Source organism: Arthrobacter sp. NPDC058097 (genome assembly GCF_042884885.1).
GTDB lineage: Bacteria > Actinomycetota > Actinomycetes > Actinomycetales > Micrococcaceae > Arthrobacter.
Genome location: NZ_JBHVSZ010000014.1, coordinates 1 through 12,644, shown reverse-complemented (window position 1 = coordinate 12,644; position 12,644 = coordinate 1). Strand labels below are relative to the sequence as shown.

The 12,644-nt window shown below is 62.8% G+C and carries 13 protein-coding genes and 2 pseudogenes; 5 read left to right on the top strand and 10 right to left on the bottom strand.

The features are described from left to right. Window positions 1–40 precede the first annotated feature (40 nt). Window positions 41–391: a hypothetical protein gene (locus tag ACFVTE_RS20605; RefSeq protein ID WP_387103732.1), complete on the top strand. Its 351-nt coding sequence runs from the start codon at window positions 41–43 to the stop codon at window positions 389–391. Between the two features lie 792 nt (window positions 392–1,183). Beyond that, window positions 1,184–1,657 (top strand): hypothetical protein, encoded by a 474-nt coding sequence (locus tag ACFVTE_RS20600; RefSeq protein WP_387103729.1) that lies wholly within the window; start codon window positions 1,184–1,186, stop codon window positions 1,655–1,657. Window positions 1,658–1,774: 117 nt separating this feature from the next. On the opposite strand, the gene ACFVTE_RS20595 is transcribed toward ACFVTE_RS20600, so the two are convergent. Then, on the bottom strand, window positions 1,775–2,056 hold the full coding sequence (locus ACFVTE_RS20595; protein WP_387103727.1) for a hypothetical protein: 282 nt from the start codon (window positions 2,054–2,056) through the stop codon (window positions 1,775–1,777). A gap of 419 nt (window positions 2,057–2,475) precedes the next feature. On the opposite strand from ACFVTE_RS20595, the gene ACFVTE_RS20590 reads away from it, so the two are divergent. Together ACFVTE_RS20590 and ACFVTE_RS20585 are read left to right on the top strand one after the other, a co-directional pair. Continuing rightward, window positions 2,476–2,880: a VOC family protein gene (locus tag ACFVTE_RS20590; RefSeq protein WP_387103725.1), complete on the top strand. Its 405-nt coding sequence runs from the start codon at window positions 2,476–2,478 to the stop codon at window positions 2,878–2,880. A gap of 307 nt (window positions 2,881–3,187) precedes the next feature. Continuing rightward, on the top strand, window positions 3,188–3,709 hold the full coding sequence (locus ACFVTE_RS20585) for a DM13 domain-containing protein (protein ID WP_387103722.1): 522 nt from the start codon (window positions 3,188–3,190) through the stop codon (window positions 3,707–3,709). Window positions 3,710–3,815: 106 nt separating this feature from the next. Here ACFVTE_RS20585 and ACFVTE_RS20580 read toward each other — a convergent pair whose 3' ends face one another. Beyond that, on the bottom strand, window positions 3,816–4,451 hold the full coding sequence (locus ACFVTE_RS20580) for a hypothetical protein (RefSeq protein ID WP_387103719.1): 636 nt from the start codon (window positions 4,449–4,451) through the stop codon (window positions 3,816–3,818). A 153-nt stretch (window positions 4,452–4,604) separates the two neighbouring features. On the opposite strand from ACFVTE_RS20580, the gene ACFVTE_RS20575 reads away from it, so the two are divergent. Beyond that, window positions 4,605–5,042, top strand: coding sequence for a VOC family protein (locus ACFVTE_RS20575; RefSeq protein WP_387103717.1), 438 nt, complete (start codon window positions 4,605–4,607; stop codon window positions 5,040–5,042). A gap of 31 nt (window positions 5,043–5,073) precedes the next feature. Here ACFVTE_RS20575 and ACFVTE_RS20570 read toward each other — a convergent pair whose 3' ends face one another. The 8 genes and pseudogenes from ACFVTE_RS20570 to ACFVTE_RS20535 form a co-directional block, all read right to left on the bottom strand. Further along, complete coding sequence (locus ACFVTE_RS20570) at window positions 5,074–5,844, bottom strand: NAD(P)-binding domain-containing protein (protein ID WP_387103715.1); 771 nt, start codon at window positions 5,842–5,844, stop codon at window positions 5,074–5,076. A gap of 62 nt (window positions 5,845–5,906) precedes the next feature. Then, window positions 5,907–6,248 carry a YciI family protein gene (locus ACFVTE_RS20565; RefSeq protein ID WP_387103712.1) on the bottom strand — a complete coding sequence of 114 codons (342 nt, stop codon included), beginning with the start codon at window positions 6,246–6,248 and terminating at the stop codon, window positions 5,907–5,909. Between the two features lie 106 nt (window positions 6,249–6,354). Further along, window positions 6,355–6,488, bottom strand: a pseudogene (locus ACFVTE_RS20560) (AraC family transcriptional regulator); the annotation flags it as partial. 50 nt (window positions 6,489–6,538) lie between these two features. Then, a complete protein-coding gene (locus ACFVTE_RS20555) occupies window positions 6,539–7,540 on the bottom strand; it encodes a Gfo/Idh/MocA family protein (RefSeq protein ID WP_387103709.1) in 1,002 nt (333 codons plus the stop codon). 87 nt (window positions 7,541–7,627) lie between these two features. Next, on the bottom strand, window positions 7,628–8,701 hold the full coding sequence (locus ACFVTE_RS20550) for a DNA polymerase IV (RefSeq protein ID WP_387103706.1): 1,074 nt from the start codon (window positions 8,699–8,701) through the stop codon (window positions 7,628–7,630). Window positions 8,702–8,927: 226 nt separating this feature from the next. Further along, window positions 8,928–9,065 carry a hypothetical protein gene (locus ACFVTE_RS20545; protein ID WP_387103703.1) on the bottom strand — a complete coding sequence of 46 codons (138 nt, stop codon included), beginning with the start codon at window positions 9,063–9,065 and terminating at the stop codon, window positions 8,928–8,930. A gap of 442 nt (window positions 9,066–9,507) precedes the next feature. Next, on the bottom strand, window positions 9,508–11,994 hold the full coding sequence (locus ACFVTE_RS20540; RefSeq protein WP_387103700.1) for a PEP/pyruvate-binding domain-containing protein: 2,487 nt from the start codon (window positions 11,992–11,994) through the stop codon (window positions 9,508–9,510). Window positions 11,995–12,162: 168 nt separating this feature from the next. Continuing rightward, window positions 12,163–12,644: pseudogene (locus ACFVTE_RS20535) on the bottom strand (integrase); the annotation flags it as partial.

Here is a 12,644-nt window from a genome sequence, read left to right as displayed (position 1 = left end):
CAAAATCCACGTCCATCCGAAAGAGGAACCGGTACTAGCTGTGGTCCTTCCCAACGCCGAGTTCTGGGGCGACAACGGCCGCGTCGGCGTCATCTCGCACGGTGACTGGACCAATCGTCTCATTCTGGTTTATCCGGACGCCCCGGGAATCTGGGCATTCGTGGCGAGTTCCAACCCCGGTGAGGGAGAGTTGGATTTCTACCCACAGTCCGATCAAGCAGCTGGCGAGGTCATTACAGAACTTGGAATCGTATGGCTTGCCAGGAGCGCTGAAGAGGAAAGGCTCGAAGAAATCGTGTTTGGACTGCGTGAGCATTTATCGGAAGATAACTCCTTGCGGGGAATGCTCCGCCAAGGCCTCAAGAAGCTCTTCGGCAGGCCCTTATCCTAGAGCGGCTGAGCATCGTCCCGTCTCAGATTGCGATTCGGTTGCTTGCGTGCTTGGCCTCAGCCGGGATCGGACCACGACAATCCCTGGACCGTAGCGCTTATCCATGGCCCTCTGCAGCGATCCGTCGTCGTAGGGAACGTACCTGAAGACGTAGCCGTTTTCGACCTGTGTATCTGCCGCGGGTCGCTCCGTCTCCCATATCTCGCGTTGGATTTGTTGCAGACGGGCTTTGCTCGCGGTGCCAGGGTTGCTTGGATTCTGTCGAGGATCCGGGTCCCCCCAGGATTCATTTGACGCGATTTTTTGTGGGGGTCTTGTGACAGTGAAGCTGGTACCGTCCCAGGTCCCGTGGACCACGAAGTCTCCGTAGGTCACGTTGCCCACTGTCTCTTCGCCGTCCGCTTTTGACCAGTCCCAGCCGCGGAGTGGCGGCCCACTGCATAAGGGTGGATCGGAGGTGGCGATGCCACCCATACAGAATATGGGCAGTTCGTTTCCCTCCTGACGCACGAATCCGCGGCCAACGAGCTCGCCAGGTACGGCCGTTGCGGACGGCTGCCCTTTGGGGTCTGGCGGCAGCTCGCCGGAAGGTGGCGGGGAGGAGGTACACGCTGAAAGCGCAGCCAGGAGAGCAACAATGATTGCGCAACGAGCAAATCTTGGACTCATAGGAAAAGTATGATCCCGCGGCAGCCATTCAAGATCGTCAGAGGAGATTCAACAGATAGTATTCCCCGGATGAGGAGGTCGTACCCGCACTGGATCCAATTTCAAGGTCAGAGGATTGGCCTCGTGTGGCAAACGGACGACGATGCTGGCGATGAAGGCGATACGGACGGTGTTCTCGTCTCTAAGGGCCAGATCGTGTGGGCCCGGGCTCAAGAGGACTTTTTGGAGCTGGCCCGCCAACACAACCTCACGCTGGAAGCAGGCAATGAAGAACCTCAGAACCTTGACGGGATAGAAGACCTTCTTCAATTGCCGGCATCGGACGACATCTGCGCGCAGCTGTTGAATGCGTGGAACCTCCTCGGCGACATTGCACGCAGCGTGAATGCATCTATTGATGACCGCGGACCAGAGGCCGACAAGTGCTACGACAAGCTCTTCTACGGCAATAACCTCCCCAGCATCACTCCCGCGGGTGAGCACTATATCCCGTATTTCGATGACCACGAGCAGCGTGTTATCAGCGAGATCCTAGACCGTGGCCGGGTCATCTTGACCAGCCGTCTCGACCGCCGAGCGACGACGTCTGGAAACTGACGCGGCCAAGTGGCCAGTTGGTGCATTCGTTCCACTGGCGCTTTCTGCGGGCAGGACCGTTGCGCCCAGGCGACTAGCTTGGATTGGCATAGTCCATCGGAACCATTCCGGTCGCCGTTACTCGTCCGTCTCGGTGCGCCGTCTCCAGAGGCTGAATTCAAATGCCACCCAGGCTGTGCAAGCAACCGGGAGAAGAGGAAATACTGGCACCTTCGACATCCAGATCCAGAAGGCATAAACGATCCAAAGCACGATGGCCAATGCGCTGTTGGTGATCAGCGATTTTCGGCTGACAGGAATGGATGGCAGTTCTATACCTTCGCGCCGTAAGCTCCGGTCTTCTTGAACAGCGCCCCGAATGAGCGGCACGAACACTGCAACCAGAACAATGGCGCTCACTAGGGAACGCCACGGCTCAGAAAGTCCAAGTGCACCTAGTGTGCCGCCTACAACTGAGCCCAAAACGAGGAACCACAATAGCCCCCACGCTACAAGCCGCCGACGTTTAGGTGGCATTCCGTCAAGCGAATCGGGTGGCCAAGACTGCCAGTCGTATTTGTTGCTGCTCTCGGCCGAGTTGTCCGCCATGAGTAACAGTATGCGGGAATGGTCCCTTTCCAAAGAGTCTCGGGAGTGGTGCTGATCAGACGCTGGCGACATAACGGGTCGCAGGGCTCCGACTCAGCGATCCCACTTCCCGATTTCCCTTTGGAGTAGACCTAGCAAACTGGCCCGGTTGGGGTTCACTTATGGGAACGATGGACCTAGACCCTAAGGGAGGTGGCTTACCGCAGCTGGACGCATGAAAGACCCACAACGTGAACGATGACTCCAAAGGCGCCCTGCACCATATCGAACTGTGGGCACCGAACCTAAAACGAGCCCAGGATGAATGGGGCTGGATCCTGTCCCGCCTGGGATACGAGAATTATCAGAATTGGGGCAGCGGAATCAGTTGGCGGCTGGGTCCCACCTACATCGTCGTTGAAGAATCACCGGATTTAAGCAGCCGAGTACATCAGCGCACTGCGCCCGGCCTGAATCATCTGGCGTTCAAGGCCGGGAGCCGAGAATGTCTAGACGCTCTGACTGAAAAGAGCGCGCATCACGGCTGGAGCCCTTTGTTCAAGGACAAGTACCCGCATGCTGGCGGGCCCGATCACTACGCCGCTTATCTCGTAAACTCGGATGGCTTCGAACTAGAACTGGTTGCCACCGCGTAGGAACGGCGTCCGGCTTAGGAACGCTCCGCTCGAGGTTCCCCAACAGATGGTCAACAGGACTGGATCATGTGGAGAAGATCTGCCCCGGTAGCAACGACGGCTGCATCATTCTCGAGGCCGCAGGGCAGGTGGACTAGCGGCTCTTTCGCTGCGAAGCCGGGCATCCGACGGGCATGGTCACACACCCAGTGTCTCGAAAAGCTATCGGTTTACAAGACGCGACTAAATGCCTTTGGCTTTGACCGGGTCGGTTCGAAGCCGCAATCCACCATGAGGTAGGGTTCCGGGAGAGCAAGTCTTGGGGGACATGTTGAAAACATTTCGACTGGCGCTGGCCGCTGGCGCAGTTATTGTATCTCTCGCCGGTTGCACCTACTCGGATGTACCCGCGGAAAGCGGACAAACCAGTTCTGTGCCGGCTCCTGCCGCCGCAACAGCTTCCCCTGCCATCGTTCCGGTGATCCTCGAAGGCACATTCCAATCACAGGCCTTCCCGACTAATGGCACCGCCACAATCCGTGTAACGGCGTCGTCAGCGACACTGGAATTGAAGGATTTTTCAACGGAGACAGCCGGGGATCTCTCTGTGGTCTTCAGCCCCGGAAAGTTGAGCCCAAATGCGGAAGGGGAGACCGGGCTCGCCTCCGACCACTTGGTGGTGGTGGCAAACCTGAAGCTGGCTGAGGGCGATCAGAAGTACGAGTTGGGCACGAAGATGTGGACCACACTGCCATCGCCAGCCAGAAGCGTTGTCATCTATAACTTTCCGGACCGAGTCGCCTATGGGGCGGCCAACCTTACCGAAGTGTCTCCCGAGTCGGCGGGGTGACCGGAATCTACCTCGGCCTGGTTTTTCGTTCCTGGCGTTCGCGATGTTCCTGCTCACCCCGGATCCTATGTACTCCTGCAATCACCGAATAACGAAAGAAGCGCGCCTACTTTGCGTTTAACGAAACCGGGCCCAGTGACTGTCTGAACATGACCACGTCCCCATAGCGCTTAGCGATTTCCGCAACAGTCGGATTGTCTTCCAGCCGGGGGTCCCCGCGTTCGATCAGCACGGAGATGACCACGGTATCCCTGGATGTGTCTATCCCGACGGAATCAACACCTCCTTTGGACTCTTTGAGATACTTCTCCACCAAAACGTTCTTCACCGCGTCGAGCTCGGACCAAGACCACTGAGCGTCGGCCGTGATAACCCGTTGCCGCCCAGGATCAAGCCTGTCTGCCAGTCGCTCGAAAACTGAGGCAGCCTCGTCGCCAGGCTCCGCAACGCCGACGAAAATCTTGGTGGAATCCGAGGAGAAGTAAGCCCCGGAGAAAGTGTCCGGATGGGCGGCAACGTAGTCGTTGATCTTGTTACCTATTGCATTCAGCTGGCCACTGGCCTGCCCCGTGTAGACAGGTTCGGTGTAGATGCGGACAGGCTTGTTCGTCTCCAACGTTTCCAACGTTTCCTGGGGAGATCCGCCCCCAAAGCCTCCAAATCCGTCTAGACCTGCGCAGCCCGACAGGCAAAAGAGCAATCCAAGAATGCCCACCAACAAAGGCTTGAGAACATTCCTCACCTGTCGCCATCCCCTCGAATCCTTAAGCGAACTATTCGCTGGCAACAAAGCGGTGTCAAGGAAGTAGCGCGGCGTCCTGAAACCCCGGGCTGCTCGTAACCGAGCACCTGCCGTTGCTGGACCTGGACCGCTCACCTCGGTAGCGTGCAAGCCATGACCATCAGACTTGAGAACGTCGGCATCGCGGTTCGCGATCTCGAAGCAACCATCGCCTTCTTCACCGACCTGGGTCTCACTGTTGTCGGCCGAGACACCGTTAGTGGCGAATGGACAGACACTGCCGTCGGCCTTGACGGCAATCACGCCAACATTGCCATGCTGCAGACGCCAGACGGGCAAGGTCGTCTCGAGCTCTTCGAGTACATCAACCCCGAAGCGATCGAGACGCAGCCCACTCTTCCCAACGAGATTGGCATGCACCGCGTCGCGTTCTCAGTCGAGGACATCGATAAAGCCTTGGAGACAGCAGCAAAGCACGGCTGCCATCCGCTTCGCGGCGTGGCGACCTATAAGGACATCTACAAGCTCACGTACGTCCGCGGTCCCAGCGGGATCATCGTGATGTTTGCGGAGGAACTGAAGAAGGACTAGGCGCCGGCTCGGCTCCTCCGACTTGTGATGGTTACTTCTGAGTGATCCTTGCAAGCACCGCGTCGAGGCCAGCCTGCACAGAGTCGTACGTTCCTGCGGCTTCAAGATGGTGCGCGAACTGCTCGTTGAGGCCGCCGGGTGTGCTGTGCGCCTGGGCCAGGGTTGCGAAGTTCGTTCCAGGAGAGTCGAGCTCGACCGACAGCGCGGCGAAAGTGTCGGCGACGTAGCGATGTGCGGCGGCCGCGGGGATGCCTCGATCTGACAGCCAGGCTGTGATCGTTCCGAGGTAGCGGAAGTACGCCGCGACCGTGGCGGATGCTGCGGACACCGATTCAAATCCAAGCTCGTTGACGATCTCCATGCTCCCGCCGAGCGGGTCGAAGAGTCCCGTGGCGGCCGGCGTTGCGGGATAAACCGGTGTTACGCTTCCGCGGGTCGCCACTGCGGGGAGCGGGATGCTTCGTGCGATGTCCGTCGCGGGCGCAACGAGTCCGGCCAGCTGCCCGACAGGGAAGCCGGCTATCGCACTGACTACGGCATGGTCGGCACGGAACTGCAGCCCAGCAAGCACCTCTGCCGCGTGATTGGGCAGCAGGCAGACGACCACTACGTCGCTGTCGTCCACTACCTGCTGGTTGTTCGTGGCCACCCGCACCGACGGGAACCGGGCCGCGAGATCAGCCGCACGTTCGGCATTTCTCGGGGATAGGACGACCCCTGGCGGCTCGGCCGCCCCGTCGCAAAGCCCATTGACGATCGCTGTTGCGATCGAGCCAACTCCAACGACGCCGTACGTGGTCACCGGAAGACCCTACCCCAGAACCGACGGCGACTGCACAGTCCACATTTGGCCCCCGCCCCACCCTAGCTGGCGGGATCGTATGCGAAAGCGCGCACCTCCTGTGCGCAACGGCAGGCGGCCGCGATCTTCGCGGCCCACTCCAGAGCTGCATCGTACGAGGGAAGCTCCAGCACCGAGTACCCGCCTTCGAGGTGCGCGGTCTGCGGGTAGGTGCCCTCGCTGACTGTCCCATCGCCGTCGACCATCACGGGCGGTATGCTCTCGTCGATGCCGCCGCCGAACACCCAGACACCGGCGTCCTTCGCCTCCTGAACCACAGCGTGCGACGCCTCCGTAACGGCCTGCAGATCTCCGTCCCGGAGGACCATGGCGGCACTCGGAAACGAGATTAGATACTTGGTCATCGCGTCGACTCCTTCTTTGAAGCACGTGGGATCGCATTTATCCTCGCCGATGCCATCGTGCCGCGCAAAGGTCCGGAGTCGACTTCGGCTTTTTTTCAGGAACGCCCTAGGCGCGCTCGACCGGCAGCCACAGCTCACATGTCGCCGTGCTGAAGTCGCTGGCGCGGTCGAGTATGGCCACGATCGAGGGGCCGCGGTCGCTGCCCACGTGGACTGCAGCGCCGCCGGGTACGGACCCGTGATCAGCCTCGGCCCGCACCCGACTTTTCCGGTTCGTACCGCACCGCGTTTCACTCCCCCGGCAGTCGCTCCTGTTTCCGCGCCTCGCTGTCGAGATCCTGCAGCACCTTCGTGTTGTTCGCCGCGTCCGTGAGGTCGTAGCGCAGCGGCGTTCCGTTGAGGACGCTGTCCGCAAAGTGTTCGCCCATCCGTACGAAGTGGTTGTCGCCCCTGACCTTGTGATAGATCGTGTCCTGCCCGAAGTGGTGCTCCTCCAGGACCGAGTCCTCCTCCAGGAGCCCAAAAGGGTTGTCCAGGTAGAGCCGGCCCTCGGTGCCCGTGACTTCCAGAAAGTTGCGGCGCTCGAGGTTCACCCCGGTATCGAAAAGCGCGGTGGCGCCACCGGGAAAGCGCAGCATGCCCGCGATGCTGGTGTCGATTTGACCGCCGTCGTTGGCATCGCGGTAGTTGCCATAGGCCGCGACATGCGCCGGCTCCTGTGCCGTGACCATCCGGCTGGCGTTGACGCAGTAGCCGCCGGTGTCGAACAGTGCTCCGCCGCCCAGCCCGGTGTACCAGCGGATGTTGTCGTCCCCGCCGGCGTCGAAGGAGTGGGCGACATGGATGAAGGTCAGTTTCCCCACCGCATTCGCGGCAAGCAGCTCCTGCAGCTTCTCGAACCGCGGGTGGAAACGGTACATGAAGCCTTCAAGGACCTTGAGGCCGGTTTCGCCGGCCCTGCGCGCAATCTTCTCGCACTCGGCGACGCTCATCGCCAGAGGTTTTTCACAGAGGACGTGCTTGCCTGCGTCCAGGGATTTCAGAATCCACTCGAGATGCAGGGCGTTCGGCAACGGAATGTAGACGGCGTCAATGTCCGGGGACGCCAGCAGCGCCTCATAAGAGCCAAACGCCTGGGGGATGCCGTGTTTATCCGCGTATTCCCTGGCCTTTTCCTCGGTGCGGGAAGCGATTCCTATGACCGCGCCGTTTTTGGTTTGCTGCAACGCCGGAATTGTCTTGCGGACGATGCGGGCGCTGCCCAGAACGCCCCAACGCAATTTCTCGCTCATTGAAATCTCCTTTTTCCAAAACCTAACCCGACGCACAAGGGTGCTGTCCACCAGCATCAGTTATTCGGACTCCCCCAAACGACGGCGTCACCAACCGCCGCGCGTTGGCGTATGACCCTTCCGGGCATCGTCGGGCATGGCCATTTCGGCCCGCAGGCCCAGGAGCCGGATGGGACGGCCAGCTTCGATTGTGGTTACGAGGTCCAGGACCCGCGCGAGGATTTCGCTCCGGTCGAATGTCTCGGCGATCTTCTTCGCGTGGGTGGTGGTGAAGAACGGCGCGTACCGGACCTTGAGGGTCAGCCCGATCACGGGCCGTCCTTCGGCCACCACGTCCTCCAGAACGCGCGCTGTCAGCTCCCTTACCGCGTCGTCTACCTGGGCAGGCTCGGTCAGGTCGCGCTGGAAGGTGGTCTCCCGGCTATGCCCGCGGGCAACCCACGGGGTGTCGTCCACAACGTTGGCGCCGTCCCCGCGCCCGAGCGACGCGTACCACGGGCCCATCTTTGGGCCGAACTCCGGGACCAGGTCCTGGGGGTCGGCCGCTGCAAGCTCGGCGACCGTGCTGATGCCGAGTTTGGCCAAGCGGCCGGACACTTTGGTTCCGACGCCCCACAGTTCCTTGGTGGGCCGGCTGCCCATGACGTCGAGCCAGTTCGTAGAAGTGAGCCGAAAGACACCGGCCGGCTTACCGAACCCAGTGGCCACCTTGGCCCGGACCAGGGTGTCGCCGATGCCCACGCTGCAATGCAGCTGGGTTCGCTCCAGGACAGCGGCCTGAACCTGCCGGGCGTAGGCCTCCGGATTCTCTGTCTCAGTGCCAACAAAGGCTTCATCCCAGCCCAGCACCTGTACGGTGGCGCCGGGCTGCGCCCGCAGGGTAGCCATCACAGTTTCGGAAGCCGCGAGGTAAGCCTCGTGGTCGACTGGCAGGATCACGGCGTCCGGCACTTTGCGGGCCGCGATGCGCAAGGGCATTCCGGAACCGACCCCGAACGCCCGGGCTTCATAGGATGCAGTGGACACCACAGCCCGTTCCGTGGGGTCGCCCCGGCCGCCGACAATGATCGGCTTGCCAGCAAGCTCCGGCCGCCGAAGCACCTCGACCGCTGCGATGAACTGGTCGAGATCGACGTGCAGTACCCACGGGATTCCGCTCACGCCACCAGTCTGCCCTATAGGTCCCTGGCATAACGACGAGGCCGCCGATTAACAAGCCCCTGGCAATTGTGCCCCTTGCCATGAACAAAGTATCGCTCCCCGGCGCGCGAGCAGCGTGGGAAAATCAACGCCATTAAACCCACAGGCTCCGCATTCACTAGGCCAAGATCGTCATCACCCGCTGGCGGATTTACCTCCACAGCGCGCGATTCCATGGGGCAGGCAATCACCCATACAATTTCTCGCCCCCTTGAGCGATCGTTTCTTCACGCTCCAAAAGGAAGCGCAGGAAGGCGGCCTGGTTGTCGATTTCCCGCTGCTTGCGGGGAGAGACCCAGTCCAGAACTTCTTTGTCGTCAGCCATGATGTTCACCCCCTTCAGCCTCGCTTTTTATGCTCACCCCGTTCGGACAAGATCGGCGAAAGTTTCGGGCAAGATAGGCGAAGGACTTGTCACCAGCTGCAGGCAATTACAGCCCACCCCGGGCCGCGCGGATCTGTGCCATCCTGGCCAGCGCCCCACCAGCGGCCGGCTTCGCGCCATGTTTCGAAGAGCTCTGCCGCGCCGTCGACCGGGACGGACGCTTCCCCGCCCCGTTCCAAGACTCACAGCCGCGGACGGGCGGCTGCCGAGATCCCACTCCCCTATGGCGATGGGCCCGGACCACCTGTCGAGTCCGTAGCAGGCCAATTCGCCGAAGGACTCCCGAACGAGTTCCTCCATGCGCCCTATTCATCCCAGAACTCGTCCGGAGATAGCCACCCGGTCACCGTCATAGCGAAAGTATGACAGCGCAGGTCTGCACCTAATCGGTCGCGGCAGAAACGACAGTCCCCGCGCTGCCGTCCACAACGACGCGCTGCCCCTCGGCCAGGATGCCGGTGCCTGTGCCGGTCCCCATGACGGCGGGGATTCCGTACTCCCTCGCCACAATCGCCGCATGGGAGCCAAGGCCGCCCATATCGACGACGACGGCGGCCGCCCGCTGGAACAGCGGCGTCCAGGAAGGATTCGTGTACGGACAGACCAGGACGTCGCCGCTGGACAGCCGGCCGAACTCGTGCGGTCCCCGGATGATCCGCACCGGCCCCTCGGCACGGCCGCGGCTGGCCGGCGAACCGGAGACCAGCACGCCTTCCGCACTGCGGCGGTTCCTGAACAGCAGCGCCGTGTCCAGCAGCGGAATCCCCTCGAGCTCACGGCGTTTGGCCGCCCTGGCCTGCACGAGCGGCCGGTAAAGCTGCCGGACGGAAGCCGGCAGCGCGCCGCCGTCGTCCGTTATTGCCTCTAATTCCTCGAACCGCAGGTGATGGACATCCCCGACGGTGTCGATCACGCCGGCGGCAGCGAGGCGCCTGCCGAGCTCCCGGTATGCGCGGCGCATGGGCGGGATGACCTTGGTGGCGTAGAAATGGCTGTCCTCGCGGAACGCCATGCCGGCCCGGGCGTCGTCGACGGCGGCCAACACCTGCCGCCGGACGGATCCGAACCGCAGGAGCGGGTGGCGCTTCAGCGCCGCCAGTGCCGCGCCGGTCTGGTCAGCGGCTGCGGGCCGCTGGCCCAGGAGCGCCTTCACCAGCCCCAGCACAACCTCGGGGGCGTCGGACCAGGTGGGCGAACTGCTCAGCACCACGCTCACAGTTTCGCGGTTCCCGTATTCGCGCAGGAATCCGGTGAACGCCTCGCGGAAGGCGGCGTACGCGGGGTCCTTTTCCACCAGCTGCAGCAGGGCCGGGCCGTCGTTTGATGCGAAGGCGCCCGCCAGCCCGGGATCCGCCCGCACCATCGCGGCCAGCTGGTCCAGGGCCCGGTTCGCCCGGCTTGTCATGGTTTCCGCACCCGCGACCAAGGCGGGCGCCAGCTTCAGGCGCCCCAGCAGCAGGAGCATGAGGCGCAGCCGAAGCATGGGCAGGAATATCCCTGGCATGTAGGAACTGCGCAGTTCGGTGACACCCCGCATCGTGGCGAACGACTCCCGCGCCACGCCCACAACCTCTGACCAGCGGAGTCCTTCCAGCTCCCGCCGGTTCAGCCGGTCCACCTGCTCCAGGAACGCAACGAACCGGGGATCGTTCTTCCATCCGGCCATGTCGAACTGCCTCGCGCGGCGGGCCAGGGTCAGCGGTGCAGCCAGAGTGCGGAGCGTCAGCCGCGGGACCGGCGGCACCAGCTGCAGCACCACGCCGTCCTCCTCGGGCAGCAGCTCCCCGACCCCGGGGAAGCGGACTCCGACGCTTCCGGCCATCCGGTGCAGCATCGCAAGGATCCCCTGCTCCATCCAGCCGGACACATCCAGCGGGTAGGGCCGCTCCTGGAACATCTCGACGAAGAAGGGCCCTATCCGCCGCTGCACCGCGTTGAGCCGCAGTGGCTGCGGCGGCAGGGCGGTCATGGGCCGTGACTGCAGGATATGGATCCGGCCGCCGGCCAGCGCCCACTCCACGTCCTGCGGCCGGCCGAAGTGCTCCTGCGCCCTGCGGCCCAGGTCAGCCAGCTCCCGCAGATTGGCTTCACTCAGGGCGGGATCCGGGCTGCGGCTGCCGGCTTGCTCCATGGTGCCGCCGCCTGCGTCCGGGCTGATCACCACCTCACCGCCGCCGGGACCGAAGCTGCGGGTCCTGCCCGCGCGGTCCAGCACGTAGTGTTCGGGCGTCACCCTCCCCGAGACCACCGCCTCCCCCAGGCCCGGACTGGCGTCCACAACCATCTCGCCGCGCTCACCCGTAACCGGGTTCGCCGTGAACAGGACGCCGGCAAAGTCGGCCGGCACCATCTTTTGGACGACGACGGCGATAGTCACCTCCCGGGGGTCGATCCCCCGCCGCTGCCGGTAGGCAATGGCCCGGTCGGTCCAGAGTGACGCCCAGCAGTCCACGACCGACTCGGCCACCGCCTCCTCACCGACGACATTCAGGAACGTGTCCTGCTGGCCGGCAAACGCCGCCCCGGGCAGGTCTTCTGCCGTGGCGCTGGAACGGACCGCCACGGCTCCCCCACCCAGGGCCGCATATGCGGCACCGATTTCCGCCCGCAAAGCTGCCGGCATGACAAAGTGGGTGAACAGTGCACGGAGGGCGCCGCCGTCGGGCATGTTCTGATCCATGCCGTCCAGGGCCGCCCCGATTCCCGTCACGGTGAGGAGCGAGCGGTAGGCGTCCGTGGTGACGACGAATCCGGGAGGCACGGGAAACCCGTGCCGCAGCAGTTCGCCCAGTGCTGTGCCCTTCCCGCCGGCTGCCGCAAGGTCCGCGCTGCCGAAATCTCCAAGGGGGCCGGTCATCTTCTGTGTCATCCGAGACTCCTTGTGGCGGGGGCAGCGTCGTTGCTGCCGGACGCCGCATGGCCGTCCGGGCGTGTAAAAGGTACTCCACGGCCAGTTCCCCGCATAGTGTTTGAGCATCAGGAATGCCCTTTGACGCGGAGTTGCGCGACGTTACGGGTACCTCCCCGAGGAATCATGTCAAGATGCCCGCCTGGGTTGATTCGTGGACTCATTTGATTTTGCCCGGATGGCGGGCTGCTTCTTGGGGCCTTGTTTGGTGGCGGTGAGGGTCAGGAGTTCTGTGCAGAGGGCCTGGATTTGGCGTTGGATGGCGGCCGGGTTCAGAGGCCGGTTTTCGCGTATCAGGCGGGCTTTCGTGGCTTTGGTGACGGTGCCGGTGTCGGCCAGGGCGCGCTGGTATGGGGTGGCGGGCGCGTCGTAGGTTTTGGTGATCTTCGCTCCGGTCCGGGTTTTTGTGAGGAGTTTTTGCTGGGGTGCGAAGTGGTTGGTCAGAAGCCGCTGGAGCGCCCAGATCCGGTTCAGCAGTTCCAGCTCGCCGGGTGTGTCGTAGCGGTGGTAGCCAATGGTCTGACGGACGACGTGCCAGTTCTTCTGCTCGACGTGCGCGCCGTCGTTCTTGTTCCCGGACCGGGACCGGGTGAAGGTCAGTTTTTCCTGCT